This window comes from Noviherbaspirillum sp., assembly GCF_035254685.1.
Lineage (GTDB): Bacteria > Pseudomonadota > Gammaproteobacteria > Burkholderiales > Burkholderiaceae_D > Noviherbaspirillum.
The window spans coordinates 113,823-129,285 of the sequence record NZ_DATFAI010000016.1 but is presented as its reverse complement, the minus strand read 5'-3'; the positions used below and the strand labels follow the sequence as shown (position 1 = coordinate 129,285).

10 protein-coding genes are annotated in these 15,463 nt (G+C 61.0%); 5 read left to right on the top strand and 5 right to left on the bottom strand.

The window, feature by feature from the left end; translation table 11 throughout:
• Positions 1–97 precede the first annotated feature (97 nt).
• The 4 genes from VJ698_RS04285 to VJ698_RS04270 all read right to left on the bottom strand — a co-directional run bounded on the left by VJ698_RS04285 (position 98) and on the right by VJ698_RS04270 (position 6,309).
• Positions 98–2,260, bottom strand: coding sequence for a carboxy terminal-processing peptidase (locus tag VJ698_RS04285; RefSeq protein WP_324101451.1), 2,163 nt, complete (start codon positions 2,258–2,260; stop codon positions 98–100).
• Positions 2,261–2,770: 510 nt separating this feature from the next.
• On the bottom strand, positions 2,771–4,033 hold the full coding sequence (locus tag VJ698_RS04280) for an MFS transporter (protein ID WP_324101450.1): 1,263 nt from the start codon (positions 4,031–4,033) through the stop codon (positions 2,771–2,773).
• Between the two features lie 125 nt (positions 4,034–4,158).
• Positions 4,159–5,313 carry an acyl-CoA dehydrogenase family protein gene (locus VJ698_RS04275; protein WP_324101449.1) on the bottom strand — a complete coding sequence of 385 codons (1,155 nt, stop codon included), beginning with the start codon at positions 5,311–5,313 and terminating at the stop codon, positions 4,159–4,161.
• Between the two features lie 180 nt (positions 5,314–5,493).
• Complete coding sequence (locus VJ698_RS04270; RefSeq protein WP_324101448.1) at positions 5,494–6,309, bottom strand: IclR family transcriptional regulator; 816 nt, start codon at positions 6,307–6,309, stop codon at positions 5,494–5,496.
• A 316-nt stretch (positions 6,310–6,625) separates the two neighbouring features.
• On the opposite strand from VJ698_RS04270, the gene VJ698_RS04265 reads away from it, so the two are divergent.
• Genes VJ698_RS04265 through VJ698_RS04250 form a run of 4 tightly spaced genes read left to right on the top strand, consistent with a single transcriptional unit; the run spans position 6,626 to position 11,385 of the window.
• Positions 6,626–7,396 carry an enoyl-CoA hydratase gene (locus tag VJ698_RS04265; RefSeq protein WP_324101447.1) on the top strand — a complete coding sequence of 257 codons (771 nt, stop codon included), beginning with the start codon at positions 6,626–6,628 and terminating at the stop codon, positions 7,394–7,396.
• 3 nt (positions 7,397–7,399) lie between these two features.
• A complete protein-coding gene (locus VJ698_RS04260; RefSeq protein ID WP_324101446.1) occupies positions 7,400–8,920 on the top strand; it encodes a 3-hydroxyacyl-CoA dehydrogenase in 1,521 nt (506 codons plus the stop codon).
• A gap of 21 nt (positions 8,921–8,941) precedes the next feature.
• Entirely contained in the window at positions 8,942–10,144 is a 1,203-nt protein-coding gene (locus VJ698_RS04255) for a 3-oxoadipyl-CoA thiolase (RefSeq protein WP_324101445.1), read from the top strand.
• A gap of 17 nt (positions 10,145–10,161) precedes the next feature.
• Positions 10,162–11,385: a CaiB/BaiF CoA-transferase family protein gene (locus VJ698_RS04250; RefSeq protein ID WP_324101444.1), complete on the top strand. Its 1,224-nt coding sequence runs from the start codon at positions 10,162–10,164 to the stop codon at positions 11,383–11,385.
• A 413-nt stretch (positions 11,386–11,798) separates the two neighbouring features.
• Here the strand turns inward: VJ698_RS04250 and VJ698_RS04245 are convergent, their stop codons facing one another.
• Positions 11,799–13,136, bottom strand: coding sequence for a hypothetical protein (locus VJ698_RS04245; protein WP_324101443.1), 1,338 nt, complete (start codon positions 13,134–13,136; stop codon positions 11,799–11,801).
• Between the two features lie 540 nt (positions 13,137–13,676).
• On the opposite strand from VJ698_RS04245, the gene VJ698_RS04240 reads away from it, so the two are divergent.
• Positions 13,677–15,131 (top strand): hydroxysqualene dehydroxylase, encoded by a 1,455-nt coding sequence (locus VJ698_RS04240; protein ID WP_324101442.1) that lies wholly within the window; start codon positions 13,677–13,679, stop codon positions 15,129–15,131.
• Positions 15,132–15,463: the final 332 nt, after the last annotated feature.

Genomic DNA, 15,463 nt, shown 5'->3' with positions numbered 1-15,463 from the left:
CCGGAGCAGATTTCAGCAACTTCCTGCCGGGCACGAAGCCACCGACATGTTCGATGTTGCCGTTGTTACACCGGCTTTTTCGTACGGTCTGACAAGATCATTTGACGATGGGTGCTGCGCTGCCGGCGCGCGCGACGGTGGCGCGCCGGAGTCCGGCCACGTCTGCCGTAACGTTTGCGGCTTCAATCAGCCACACATCCTTTGCATCCTTCTTCTGCTTCTCGCCGATCGTGTCGTCATCGCTCTCCCCCGCAAGGGCCGCATCGAGTGATTCGCTCTCGTTCGCGGCCGCCGTTTTTGTCTTGCTCGGCACGTTGTCTTTGCTGTTGGCGTTGCTGTTGGCATTGTTCGCTTCGCGCAGCTTCAGCGTGGCGGTACGCTTGCTGCGCTCCTCCGCGCGCTCCGCTTCATTCAGGGAAACCAGCGCTTTCTTTCGCTGCGCCTTGAGTGCGGCGATATCCTCCAACAGGTACTGGAAATCCTTGTCTTTCGCGACCCTTGCCTGATGGCGTTGCGTCAGTTGCGCAAGGATGCTGACCATGTCACCAGCAGGCTTGTAGCTGGCGGGCTTGATCTGCGTCCACGGCAAGGCATTGTCATAGCTGGACTCGCCGAGGCGTTCCGTATCCGAGATCGGCGGAAAGCCGACATCCGGGGTCACACCGCGCAGTTGTGTCGTGCCGCCGTTGATCCGGAAGAACTGCGCGATGGTCATCTTCAGTTCGCCGAATTCAGGCTTGTTGTGCTGCGCCAGCTGGTCCAGGTTGACGATGGCCTGCACCGTGCCCTTGCCGAAGCTTTGCTCGCCAATGATGACGCCCCGGCCATAGTCCTGGATCGCCGCAGCAAATATTTCGGATGCGGATGCGGATGCCCGATTGATCAGGACACCAAGCGGACCGTTCCAGATGGGCTTGGCCGCATTGCTGTTGTCGACCCGCACCTGGCCTTGCGCGCTGCGTTCTTGCACTACCGGCCCCTGGCCAATGAACAGGCCGGTCAGGGCGACGGCTTCATCAAGTGCGCCGCCACCGTTGTTGCGCAGGTCGATCAGCAAGGCATCGACCTTTTCTTTCTTGAGCTCTTCGACCAGGCGAGTGACATCGCGCGTCGTGCTCCGGAAATCCTTCTCGCCCCGGTGCTTGGCATCGAAATCCTGGTAGAAGCCGGGCAGCGAGATGACGCCCACCCTCCGAGCAGTGCCGCCGTCGTTGACGTCGATGATGGATTTCTTCGCCGCCTGCTGTTCCAGGCTGATCTTGTTGCGCACCAGGGTCACCAGCTTGTGCTTGGCATCCGGACCGGTGCTGGCGGTCATGATGTCGAGGCGGACAATGGAACCCTTGGGCCCGCGGATCAGGTCCACCACGTCATCCAGCCGCGTACCGACCACATCGACGATCGGACCGTCCTTGCCCTGCCCCACGCCGACAATACGGTCGCCGGCCTGCAGCTTGCCCGACAATGCCGCCGGCCCGCCGGGGACCAGTTCGCGGATCGTCGCGTATTCATCCTTCTCCTGCAGCACGGCGCCGATGCCGAGCAGGGAAAGCTTCATGGCGATGTCGAAATTCGACGATTCTGCCGCACCGAAATAATCGGTATGTGGGTCGACGGCGGTGGCAAACGCATCCATGAACACCTGGAAGGCATCTTCGCGCTTGTATTTGGAGACACGCGATTGCAGGTTGCCGTAGCGTTTCTCCAGCGTCTCGCGGATGGCGGCGTCTTTCTTGCCGGCCAGCTTCAGTTGCAGCCAATCGTTCTTGACGCGCTTGCGCCACAGCTCGCGCACTTCGTCTTCGCTTTTCGGGTACGCGGCCTTTTCCCGATCAAACTCGAAGCCCTCCTGTTTCGAGAAGTCGAAACCCTTTTTCAGCAGCTCACGCGCATAGGACAGGCGATCGATGACGCGCCGTTCGTACAGGTTGAAAACGTCAAAGGCAACATGCAGATCGCCCTCCTCGATTTGGTCGCCCAGCTTGGCCTGCGCGTCGGCAAAACGGTCGATGTCGGCTTGCACGAAGAAATACTTTTCCGGATCCAGCGACTTCAGATAGCGCTGGAAGATGCGCTCCGACATGGCGGCATCGAGATGCGCGGGCTGGTACGGGAAGCGCTTGAGGATTTGCGCAGTCATCTGCGCGGTCTGGACCTGTGTCTGCGATGGCGCCAGCACGGGCGGCGCGGGCAGTTCGAGTGCGGCCGCATTGACCGCCGTGACAAGAGCCAAAATTATGGACAGCAGCTTAACCTTCATGCGACCTCTTGCAAAATCATTGACCAAATAACAGACTGACATCTGTCCTTATGCGAGGACCTTGTCAACATCTCTCCAGACTGCCGGGGCTTCAGAATCACGGCCGTGCGTGTAGCGGCCACACTTTAACACCCCTTGCCGGCAAGCGGGTTTGCGGCGCGGGCGCTCCGCCTTTCTTGCAACCCTGCCGTGCTCCTTCCGTATATGGGAGCGGTTTGGCATTTCAAAGGCACTGGCTGGCAAAAAAGCGACCTTTTATCACTTCACATAGAGGAGTGTCCTGCCCGCCTTGTGGAGTTCCCCACAATTGCTGTGAGTAATGCTGTGGATAACCGTCTCCGGAGCAGCGTATGACTATGATCTGCAAGGAAATTTTCGTTTTGATGAAAATCAATGCAACTACCGGGGCCGAGCGTGGAGGCTTTCCTCTGGAAACAGTGGAAATAAAATGCGCCGGCTGGCGGAATCTCCCGCGGCCGGCGCAATAAAGTCAGGAAAGGTTAGGCGACGTTATTTCTGCGGATCGTAGAGTTTTTCCTTGATGAACAACGCGGGAACAAGGCCGCACAGGAAGTAGGCAGCGCCCATCACCAGAAAGCCCAGGCCGATCGATCCACCCGTTGCCAGATAACCAATAGAGGCCGGTGCCACTGCCGCACCGATCCGGCCGACGTTATAGGCGCCGCCGACGGCCGAACCGCGGATCTTGGTCTCGAAGCTCTCGGTCATGTAGGTGGCGTTGACGCCGTACGGAATACCGTAGAGGAAACCGAAGAAGGTCAGCAGGTAAACAATGTTCTCTGGCGAGTGGTAGAGAACGATGACGGGCAGGAACACGGCCGAACCAAGAGCGCCGAAAGCGAAGATGGCGCGGCGGCCGAACTTGTCTGCCAGCCAGCCGGCCACGACCTTGCCAAGAATCATCGCTAGATAGGTGCCGACCATATAACCGGTCATCGCCTTGAAGTTCATGTGCAGCTCTTTTTCCAGGTAGGTCGGCATCCAGTTATTGACACCGTAATAGCCGAACTGGAGGAAACCGGCGGTAAGAGACCACAGGATGAACATGCGGCGATGCGCAGGATTGGCGAAGATCATTTTCATCGCGCTTTCCTTTGCCTGCGTCTTCATTCCTGCTGCCTTCTCGGCGGCCAGCTTGCGGCGGGCGGCAACCCAGGCGGCAGGCTCCGGAACGATGTACTGCATCAGGATCGCCAGCACGACCGGAACGATTGCGATATAGAACAGCCAACGCCAGCCATAGGCCGGCAGGATCCAGCCCGCGAGCAGCGTCGCCACCACATAGCCGACCGACCAGCCGGCCTGCAAGGAGCCAAGCACGGTGGTGCGGCGGTCTGTCGGTACATATTCGGCCATTAGCGTGTTGCAGACCACATAGACCGCACCAAGGCCGAGCGACGCGACAAAGCGGAACGAGGCGAACGAGGTGAAATCATGCGTCGTGCCGAGCGCGGCGGTGCCGAGGGAGAACAGGGTGATCGTCCACACGACCGTGCGCACACGGCCGAAGCGATCGGACGCCCAGCCGCCGACGATGCCGCCGACGGCCATGCCGGCCAGCGTGATACTGCCGAGCATGCCGGCTTCCACGCTGGTCAGGCCGAATTCCTTCTTGAGGCTCGACAGACTGTAGGACAGAAACATCAGGTCCGCGCCATCCACCATCAGCCCGAGGAAGGCGAAGACGAAGACGGCGATCCAGATCTTTTGGTTGGCCGGGGCGGCGGCCACCCCATTGGCAGTGATTTCCATGATATCTCCGGGAAAGAGGCGCGAAGCCGAAGCCCTTCGCGCGCGACTGTTGTTGAAAATGCTTGTGGTGGTACGTCACGCCTCGATTTGCGGTTGACGCCGAGGCAATCGGCGGACCGCTCGTCTTAAACCTGCGCGTTCCTGATCATGTTGCGGGCGATGACCAGCTGCTGGATCTGGGTCGTGCCTTCGTAGATGCGGAACAAGCGCACGTCGCGGTAGAAGCGCTCGATCGCGTATTCGGAGACATAGCCCGCGCCGCCGTGGATCTGCACCGCGCGATCGGCCACGCGGCCGCACATCTCGGAGGCAAACAGCTTGCAGCAGGACGCCTCGGTCGAGATGTCTTCCTTGTTGTCGCGCCGGCGTGCGGCGTCGAGGATCATGGAGCGCGCTGCATAGATCTCCGCCTTGCTGTCGGCCAGCATGGCCTGGATCAGCTGGAACTCGGCAATCGGCTGGCCGAACTGCTGGCGCTCGATGGCGTAGCGCAGCGCATCTTCCAGCATGCGCTCGGCCGCGCCGACGCAGATCGCGGAAATATGCAGGCGTCCCTTGTCGAGCACCTTCATTGCTGTCTTGAAGCCCACGCCTTCCTTGCCGCCGATGAGGTTGGCCGCCGGCACGCGGCAGTTCTCGAAAATGACGTCTGCGGTATGCGCGCCCTTCTGCCCCATCTTCTTGTCGCGCTTGCCGATATGGACGCCGGGCGTTCCCTTTTCGACAATGAAAGCCGAAATGCCGCCCGCGCCTTTGACGTCGGGATTGGTGCGGGCCATCACGGTAAAGATACCGGCTTCGGGCGCATTGGTGATGAAGCGCTTGGTCCCGTTGACGACATAAAAATCACCGTCGCGACGCGCGCTGGTGCGCAGCGATGCGGCATCCGAGCCGGAACCTGGTTCGGTGAGCGCGAACGAGGCGATCAGTTCGCCCGATGCCAGCTTCGGCAGGTAATGACGCTTCTGCTCCTCGGTGCCGTCGACGATGAGGCCTTGCGAGCCGATGCCGTTGTTGGTGCCGATGAGCGAACGGAACGCCGGCGAGGTCTTTGCGATTTCGAATGCGGCCAGGACTTCCTCTTCCATGGTCAGCCCGAGGCCGCCGTATTCCTCGGGGACGCACAGGCCGAAGAGGCCGATGTCACGCATCTCCGCGACGATGTCCGCGGGGATCTCATCGGTTTCCGCAACCTCGTTTTCCGCCGGCACCAGCCGTTCGCGCACGAAGCGCGACAGCGTGTCGAGAAGTACATTGAGGGTTTCCTGGTCACGAATCATGATTTTTCCTAGTGTTCTGGGTCAGAAGTTCGTTGAAAAATAGAGGTGATGCAATGGGCGCCAGCAATCGGCGCCAGACATGGCGCAAAACGGAGCAAGGCTGGGAGCCTTGCGAGTATTTGTAACGCGGTATGGCGTCCATTTCATCAGCCCTATTCAACGAATTTCTGACTCAGGACGCTATATACGGCCCATTGCGCCGCTAACACGTTTGACAAGGTCCACCAGCAACGGCCCGATGTCGTCTTCGAGCTTGTCGCGGGTGAGCAGGAAAGACGGCCCTCCGCAATTGAAGGCCATCATGGCGTTGTCCAGGCCGCAGAACGGCACACCGACGCCGCTTGTTCCTTTGTCCCAGTCGCTCATCGAGATGCAGTAGCCGCGATCAGCGTAATCGCGCAAGCCCTGCTCGATGCCCGCCTTGATACGCGACCAGTCGTGCTCGTTGCTGAGGCGAATCTGGTCCATCAAAAAATTCCGCTCTTCGTCCGGCAGCCCCGCCAGGTAGGCGCGCCCCATGGCGGTGGTCGCCATCGGCAGGCGTGTGCCGACACCGCGCTGCAGGATGATGGGCGAGCTGCTCCTGATCGACTCGATGTACACCATGCTCAGGCGGTCGCGCATGCCGATCGATACCGAGGCCTGCGAGTGTTCGGCCAGTTGCTGCATCAGCGGCTTGGCCACCTCACGCACGTCTAGGTTCGACAGCATCGAATAGCCAAGCGACAGCACGCCCGGGCCTAGCCGGTATTTGCCCTCGGCCTCGGAATAGTTCAGGTAGCCAAGCTTGGCGAGGGTGCCGGCAAGGCGAAACACGGTCGGTTTCGGAATGCCGGTGCGCCGGGCCAGTTCTGTAATGCCGAGATAGCGCTCCTTCGGGGCGTAACACCGCAAAAGTTCAAGCCCGCGTGCGAGGGCGGTCACGAACTGGCGGTCCTTGGCCGGCCCCTCGTCATCAAAGCGTTCAATGTCGCTGAAGCTGTTTTCCGTATTCATGGCGGTCTCTCTCCTCGATTGGTCTGCCGGTTGCCCGTTTTTTCTATGATCGAATCGTGTCACATCGATTCCGTGAATGTCAAGGTATTTTCGAACCGTTGGTTCGCTGTGCGAACCCAGAAAAAATGTTGAGTTGACTGAGATCAATATTGCGCAATCGTCACGAAAGATTTTTGTTTTTGTTTTCATGTGCTTACGTTATTTTTATCGCGACATGGTCGAAAGAAGGCTCGCCCTTTACAACGCAGCAAACTTTAATTAGGATCGAATAATCCATTTTTTCGAACCATTGGTTCGCTGTGCGAACCTTTACAAAATGAGCGAAGTGATACTTTCACGCCCGGAACCGGGCATTGCCGTTCTCACCATCCATCGTCCCGACGTCAGGAATGCCCTCAACCGGAGCGTGCGCGAGCAGCTTGCCGCGCACTTCGACGCGCTGGGCCGCGACGACCAAACCCGCTGCATCATCCTGACTGGTGGTGAGCGAGTATTTGCCGCCGGCGCGGACCTGCATGAAATCGCGGAGGCCACGCCGATCGATATGCATCTGCGCCAGGTGCAACGTCTGTGGCAATCGATTTCCGGATGTCCGAAGCCCGTCATCGCAGCTGTCAACGGCTACGCCCTGGGCGGCGGCTGCGAGCTCGCCATGCATGCCGACATCATCGTCGCGGGTGAGAGCGCCTCCTTCGGCCAGCCGGAAATCCGGGTCGGGATCATGCCCGGCGCGGGCGGCACGCAGCGGCTCACGCGCGCCATCGGCAAGTTCCAGGCGATGAAGATGCTGCTCACCGGTCTGCCGCTCAGCGGCAAGGAAGCCTTTGCTGCCGGGCTGGCGAGCGAAGTGGTGGAAGACGGCAAAGTGCAGGAACGCGCGTTGGAACTCGCTCGCCTCATTGCCAGCATGCCGCCGCTGGCCGCAACGCAGATCAAGGAAGTGCTGCTGGCCGGCCAGGATGCCTCGCTCGATGCCGGGCTGATGCTCGAACGGAAAGCATTCCACCTGCTGTTTGCCAGCCAGGACCAGAAGGAAGGCATGCAGGCCTTCTTCGAAAAACGCAAACCCAGCTATACAGGACGCTGAACAATGACTTCGATTAGCCAGACGCCGACTCTGCTCGGCATCGTCGGTGCCGGCCTCATGGGCCGAGGCATCGCCCAGATCGCCGCGCAAGGCGGCATCCCCGTCATCCTGCATGACAGCCGTCCCGGCGCCGCCGAGGAAGCGCGCACGGCGATCGCCGCCATGCTGCAGAAGCTCGCCGACAAGGGCAAGCTCAGCGGTGACGACGTCGCCGCTGCCTGCGGACGCATCCGCGTTGCCGTCTCGCTCGCCGACTTCGCTCCCTGCACCATGGTCATTGAAGCTATTGTCGAGAAGCTCGGCGTCAAACAGGAGCTCTTCCAGCAACTGGAAGCCGTAGTCAGCGCCGAGTGCGTGCTCGCCACCAACACCTCCTCGCTCTCGGTCACCGCGATTGCTGCGGTGTGCAAGCATCCGGAACGTGTGGCGGGCTTCCATTTCTTCAGCCCGGTGCCGCTGATGAAGATAGTTGAAGTCATCGCTGGTCCGCTCACTGAAGCGAACGTCGCCGATCGACTGGTGGAAACCGCGAAGCGGATGGGACATGCGCCGGTGCGCGCCAGCGACACGCCCGGCTTCATCGTCAACCATGCCGGCCGCGGCTACCTCACCGAATCGCTCCGCATCCTCGGCGAGAACATCGCCGCGTATCCGGAAGTGGACCGCATCCTGCGCCAGGCAGCAGGCTTTCGCATGGGACCGTTTGAGCTGCTGGACCTGACCGGCCTCGATGTGTCGCAGCCGGTGATGGAATCCATCTACGACCAGTATTACCAGGAACCACGCTTCCGTCCCTCCCCGATCGCACGCCAGCGTCTCGCTGCCGGCCTGCTGGGACGCAAGACGCAGCGCGGTTTCTATCGCTATGAAGATGGCCAGAAGCAGGAACCGGCCGCGCCCGGCGCGCCGGCGGCAACCGGCCTCTCCGTCTGGCTGGGTCGCGGCGATGCAGAAGCCTTCCCTGCCGTGCACGAACTGCTGAAGAAGCTCGGCGCGCATCTCGACGAGGGCGAGCGCCCCGGCCCCGATTCACTCTGCCTGGTGCTGCCGCTGGGGCAGGATGCGACCACCGCGGCGGTCACGGCCGGGCTGGATCCGACACGCACCGTCGCGCTCGATGCGCTGTTTCTTTCCGGTCGGCGCACGCTCATGACCACACCGCTCACCATGCCCGCCTATCGGGACGAGGCACATGCCCTGTTCGCTAGCGACGGCACGCCGGTGTCGGTCATCCACGACAGCCCCGGCTTTGTCTGCCAGCGCGTGGTCGCCGCCATCGTGAACATCGGCGCGGACATCGCGCAGCAGGCAATCGCGACGCCGCAGGACATCGACAAGGCCGTCACGCTGGGGCTGGGTTATCCCAAGGGCCCGTTGTCGATGGGCGATGCCCTCGGCGGCTGGACCGTGCTGCGCATTCTCGACGGCTTGTTCGATTTCTACCGCGACCCGCGCTACCGCCCGAGTCCCTGGCTGAAACGCCGCGCAATGCTCGGGGTATCGCTGCTCACCCCGGAAAACTGATTCATTCGACTGAGGAACCACATGCTCGACGCCTATATCTATGCCGGTTTGCGCACGCCTTTCGGCCGCCAGGCCGGTGCCCTCGCTCCGGTCCGCCCCGATGGCCTCGTCGCTGCCGTCATCCGCAAGCTGCTGGCGGACTCTCCTTTTGCCGTCGACCAGATCGAGGACGTGATCCTCGGCTGCGCCTGCCAGGCTGGTGAAGACAGCCGCAACATCGCGCGCCACGCCGTACTGCTCTCCGGCCTGCCGGCCTCCGTGCCCGGTCAGACGGTCAATCGTCTCTGTTCCAGCGGCCTTGCTGCCGTGCTCGACGCGGCGCGCGCGATTTCCAGTGGCGAAGGCGATCTGTACATCGCCGGCGGCGTCGAGAGCATGAGCCGCGCGCCATTCGTCGTTGGCAAGAGCGAAGCCGCCTTCGGCCGCGACTTCAAAGTGTTCGATTCCGCTATCGGCGCACGCTTCCCCAATCCCCGCATCACCGCGCAGTACGGCGGCGACACCATGCCGGAGACCGCCGACAATGTCGCGCGCGAATTGGGGCTGAGCCGCGAGGACAGCGATCGCTTTGCGGCCTTGTCGCAGTCGCGTTACGCCAAGGCCAAGGCCGAGGGTTTCTTCGACGGCGAGATCATGCCTATCGAAGTGCCGACCGGGAAGAAAACGCTGCCGCGCATCGTGAGCGAAGACGAGCATCCGCGTCCCGACACTACCTTCGAAACCCTGTCGCGGCTCAAGGTCCTGCATGAAGGTGGCGTCGTCACGGCAGGCAGCGCTTCGGGCGTGAACGATGGCGCCGTGGCGATGTTCGTCGGCAATCGCGCTGCGGGCGAGAAAGCCGGCGCCAAGCCACTGGCGCGCATTCTTGCCGGCGCAGCCGCCGGTGTGGAGCCGCGCGTCATGGGCATCGGCCCGGCGCAGGCGATTCCGAAAGCGTTGGCACGCGCCGGCCGCACGCTGGCCGATATGGACGTCATCGAAATCAACGAAGCCTTCTCGGCACAAGTGCTGGGCTGCCTGAAGCTGCTCGGTGTCGCCTTCGACGATCCGCGCGTCAACCCCAACGGCGGTGCTATCGCCCTCGGCCATCCGCTCGGCGCTTCCGGCGCCCGCCTCGCATTGACCGCTGTGCGCGAACTGCAGCGCCGCAATGGCCGTTACGCGGTCCTTAGCCTGTGCATTGGCGTCGGCCAGGGCCTGGCTGTCGTCATCGAACGACTCTGATTCACGAAAGAATACTTATGTCTGGAGCACTCTCCCATATCCGCGTCCTCGACCTGACGCGCGTGCTGGCCGGCCCGTGGGCCTGCCAGGCCCTGGCGGATCTCGGCGCCGATGTCATCAAGATCGAGCGCCCGAAGACCGGCGACGACACCCGCGCCTGGGGCCCGCCGTATCTCAAGGATCCGCAGGGCAAGGACACCCGTGAAGCTGCCTATTACCTCTCGGCCAATCGCAACAAGAAATCCGTCACGGTCGACATCGCGACGCCGGAAGGCCAGGCCATCATCCGCAAGCTCGCCGCGCAGAGTGATGTCTTCATCGAGAACTACAAGGTCGGGGATATGGCGCGCTACGGCCTGTCGTATGACGACCTGAAGGAACTCAATCCGCGCCTGGTCTACTGCTCCATTACCGGATTTGGCCAGACTGGCCCGATGTCCAGCTTCGCCGGCTATGACTTCATTATCCAGGGCATGGGCGGCCTGATGAGCATCACCGGCGAACGCGATGATCTGCCCGGTGGCGGCCCGCAGAAGGTCGGCGTCGCATTCGCGGACCTGATGACCGGCATGTATTCCGCGCTTGCGATCGTTGCCGCGCTGGAAAGCCGCAACCTGACCGGCAAAGGCCAATACATCGACATGGCGCTGCTCGATGTGCAGGTCGCGGCAATGGCGAACATGAACATGAATTACCTGGCGTCCGGGAATGTTCCGAAGCGCCAGGGCAATGCGCACGCCAACATCGTGCCCTACCAGGTGTTCCGTTCAAAGGACGGCCATCTCATCCTTGCCGTCGGCAACGACAGGCAGTTCGCCAAGTTCTGCGATATTGCAGGCTGCCCGGAACTGACGACAGATGAGCGCTTCGCCACCAATGCCGCGCGCGTCAGGAACCGGCAGTTGCTGGTCTCCATGCTGCAGGAAATCCTCCTGACCCGCACCACCCAGGAATGGGTCGCACCGCTGGAAGCGGCCGGCGTACCTTCAGGTCCGATCAACAACATTGCGCAAACCTTCGAGCATCCGCAGGTCAAGCATCGGAAGATGAAAGTTGAGTTGCCGCATCCGCAATCGGGGACGGTGCCCCTGGTTGCCAATCCGATGAAGCTCTCCGGAACACCGGTCACCTATCGCCTCGCGCCGCCGTTGCTTGGACAGCACACGCAGGAAATCCTGTCGACGCTGGGCGGATTGTCGGCCGGCGAGATCGACGCGTTGGCAAGCAAAGGTGTGATCTGATGGAGGAAGCGACGCACTATCCGGTGCGTCGCAGCATCACAAGGCGGAATAACTCGCCAGCAGGACAGCGATGGTGGCTACGGTTGCGGAAGCGACAGCGGCGCGCAATGCGATGTCGGCGAGGTCACGAAATAACATGATGGGGCAGATGGGTGCGGGGAAGAAGAGTGCTGCGTTTCATCGAAACAATAGCAGTCCGGATTTGCCCCGTAAACTGGTGTGATGCGCTGGCGTGATACGCCTGTCGGCGGAATGCAACACAAGCGGAAAGACGTGCACAAACAGCATGTCTTTCACGCTCTGTTTCGTTCATGCGAAGTGCTGATGACTGATAAAAAATCATCACTTCTCCTCCGCGAAGCCTGTCGCCCTGCAGATAACCGGCTGTCCTCGGCCCAGCTTCCCGATTCCCTTTAAAGCGATTTCAGGTACTCCACCAAATCACGCTTCTCCTGATCAGTGAGTGCCAGTTGCCTCGTCGTGTTGTAGTGCTCGACCACGTCCATGAGCGTGGCAAATCGGCCGTCATGATAGAAGCCAGGTCTCTGGTGCGTCCACAGTCCGGCAAGCGGCGCGGTGCGATATTTCTGCGTGGGTGAACGGTCGGCCTGGAAGGAATCGATGCCGATTTCGCTCGGCGCATGGAGGTTGTCGCCGGGCTCGGTGTACAGCGGCGGAACATGGCACGTTGCGCACTGCGCCCTTCCCGCGAAGACGGCCTTGCCGCGTTCTGCAGCCCCTGCGTCGAAACTTCCCTGTGGAGGTTTGGGAGCGGAGAGCGACAACTGGTAAGCATGCAAGGCGGGCAGTTTTTCGGTGACGAGGTCCGGCGTATTCCGCACTTCACTGGTTCCTGCGCGCGCCGCCACCGGATAGCGTGTCGGGTCGTTCAGGCGCTTGTCGATGAACGTGCCGGAGCCGTGCATCTCTGTCACCGCAACATAGGCGTTCCAGTATGGCACCGAGCCCATTCCCGTCCAGGTATGCAGATTGACGCCGGCAAGGCCAAACGCCGGCGGGATCACCGTGCCTGCCTGCCCGCCGTCCGGGCGGAATGCCTTGCCATCCTTGTCGAGCAGCGCGTCGAAGCGGCCCGGCCCCCAGCTCGCCAGCACTTTCCTCAGCGTGGCCTCATCGACCCCGAGCAGCGCCATGAAAGGCGTGAGATTCGGCGCGAGTGAAATGATCTGGCCGACGTTCAAGTCGCGGTTGGCCCAGCCGTCAAGGCGCTTGCCAATGCCGGCGGCGAATGAATCATCGACGGTCGAATGACAAAGGGAACACTGCACGCCCATTGATTTCAGGTTGCCGCTGGAATCGAACAAACCTTTCACGCCGACGACGGCATCCAGGCGCAGCAAGGCGACAGTGGTGGCGGGATCGTCGAGGTTGACCTTGCCTGCCATGATGCTTTGCTTCAGGTCCTCGGGCAAGGCATCCGCATCAACCTTCAATCCGACCGCCATCGCAGTCCTGGGACTGACGCCGGGGCCGACCCCGCCGTTCTTCGCGCCTGCCAGCGCCTGATGCAGCCGCAAGGTATCGCCCCAGAATGCCTCATCGCCGAACGTATCAAACCGGAATATCTGCCGGCCATCCGCAAGCAGCCGCGCACTGGCATCACCGCCGGCCTGTTTCGTCCCTCGGCCCGATGTATTGTTCGCCGTGGCATCCATGGCCACGATGCCGGCCAGTCCCGCTGCGCTGATGATCACTGCCGCCAAAGAAATTTTCGTTGCCCGCTCCATCATGCATCTCCTCTCGTTTGAAGACTCCCTGCCATTTCCATGGAATCGTGCCGGCTGCACTGGCTGACCCTTTACGAACCATTGGATGAAGCTGAAATCGCTGGCGTTCCGGCGCTGGTACTTGTGGCTTCACTTCTTTACGGCTCGCGCGCCGAATTCACCTGCGACAGCGAGACGGCAAGAAACTTTCCATGGCGCCATTGCAGATGCGTGCTTGCGCAGAAATGCCAGATTCCACTGCCGCCATCGGCAGGCACGGATAGGGAACCTGGCTGCAGAAGTCGTGCCTTATCAGAATGCGGCGAAGAGGAGACTGAAATGGCGAATACCCATGGAACGTTGGTCAGAGTGATGGTTCTGCATGACCGGCAGTCGAGGCATTGGCGGGTTTCGCTTCACTCGACCCACCCTACCGTCCTTTATTCATCATCATGATCTCGATGATCTATGACTTGCAGGAGCAGACGACAGCATGAATAACGTTGAATTGCACGACAAAATGCTGCCCACAGCATGGCGACTGTCATCTGCGGAGAGCACTGAATGATCGACGCGGTCATCATCGGCGGCGGCCTCTCCGGTCTGACATGTGCGGTCGCTCTTGCCGATCGCGGACTGCAGGTCGTCGTGGTCGAGCGCGAGGCGCTGCCAGGCGGCCGGGCTCGTAGCTGGATCGATCAGACCACCGGCGATACCGTCGATATCGGTCCGCACGTGGTGCAATCGGAATATCGCAACATGCTTGCGCTGCTCAAGCGGCTCGGTACAAGCGAGCTCATCACCTGGCAGTCTCGCAAGGTGCTGACGATCGCAAGCTCGCCGCACCCCTTTTCGCTCCGGCATTGGCCGCTTCCAGTGCCACTGAGCCTGATGCCCAGCATGCTCACCGCACCTGGTCCGCCGCTGTATGACCACCTTTCCGCGGCCAAGACCATCTGGCGTGGAATGCAGTTCGGCGAGGAAGAGGTTGCCGCACTCGACCGCATCAGCGCACAAGCATTCCTGCGCAGCCAGGGCATGACTCAGCGCATGATCGACTGGTGGTGGGCATTTGCATCGATGGTGACAACGAATGTGCCCGTCGATCGCTGCTCGGCGGCGGCAATCATGCGGATCCATGCGCAATTGAGCGGACACCGCAATCTGCATTTCGGATTCGGCGCCGTCGGGCTGGCGGAGCTCTACGCACCCCAGGCGGTTGATATCGTCCAGACTTCCGGCGGAAAGTTCCTGACCCAAACCCACGTTCGCGGCTTCATCGGAGTTGACCGGGCGGAGGCGATACTCCTGAACGATGGCACGCGGCTGCGCGCTCGTCACTTTGTCAGTGCAGTCCCTCCACAGGACCTTGCGTTGCTGTTGCCCGATGCCTGGAAAGAGCACATGGCGTTCGAGACATTGTCCTGCTTTGAGCCTTGCCCTTACATCTCGTGCTATCTGTGGTTCGACAGAAAAATCAGGTGCCCGCGCTTCATTTCGCATTTGTGTTCCCCCACGCGACTCAACTACGATTTTTATGATCTCTCGAGGATTCGCCGCGGCTGGAAAAATCGTCCGTCCATCTTCGCCAGTAACATCATTTATAGTCACCGCGCCCAAGGGATGAGCGACAAGGAAATCGTTCAGGCAACGGTGCGCGAGATCATCGAATTTGCACCCGACGCAGCGCATGCACGCGTGTTGCACTCGCGCGTGCATCGCATTCCCATGGCCATTCCCTGCCCGCTGCCAGGGACGGAAGTCAGGCGCCCGCACACACAGACAGCCATTCCAGGCCTGGTGCTGGCGGGAGACTGGGTGCGAACGCAGCTTCCTTACTGCATGGAGAGTGCCGTGTGTTCCGGCTGGCTCGCCGCAGAGCAGGTGCTGGCCGAGCGCGGCACACCGCACCGACTCGCATTTCCTCCGCGCCCCTATGACGGTCTGGCAGGACTGGTGCGGCGCGCGACGCAGTGGTACCGGCGCCGCTCGACGTCGTCGCCTTCAGAAGCAGGATGACCGCTACGTGTTTCCGGAAGGCTCGGCTTGCACGATCAACGGAATTCGACATGATTGGCCGCGCGCAAATGTAGTCTGCAGGCACATTTTCCTGTTACGTGACATGACGAAAGGCATGAGGAGAAGCGTCACATCTTGATACAAAAACCTCACTGAACTTCCATTCGTCCGAACTTCTAACCTCTTCCAGTAAATGACTGGTATTTCGGATAGCAGAAGGCATTTCTCTTCCGTCCGACAATGTCAACCACGTAATTGATGATGGAGGTAGATGATGAAAAAACTGTTGATCGCAGCCCTCATTTCCGCACTCGGCACCGGCGTCGCCTTTG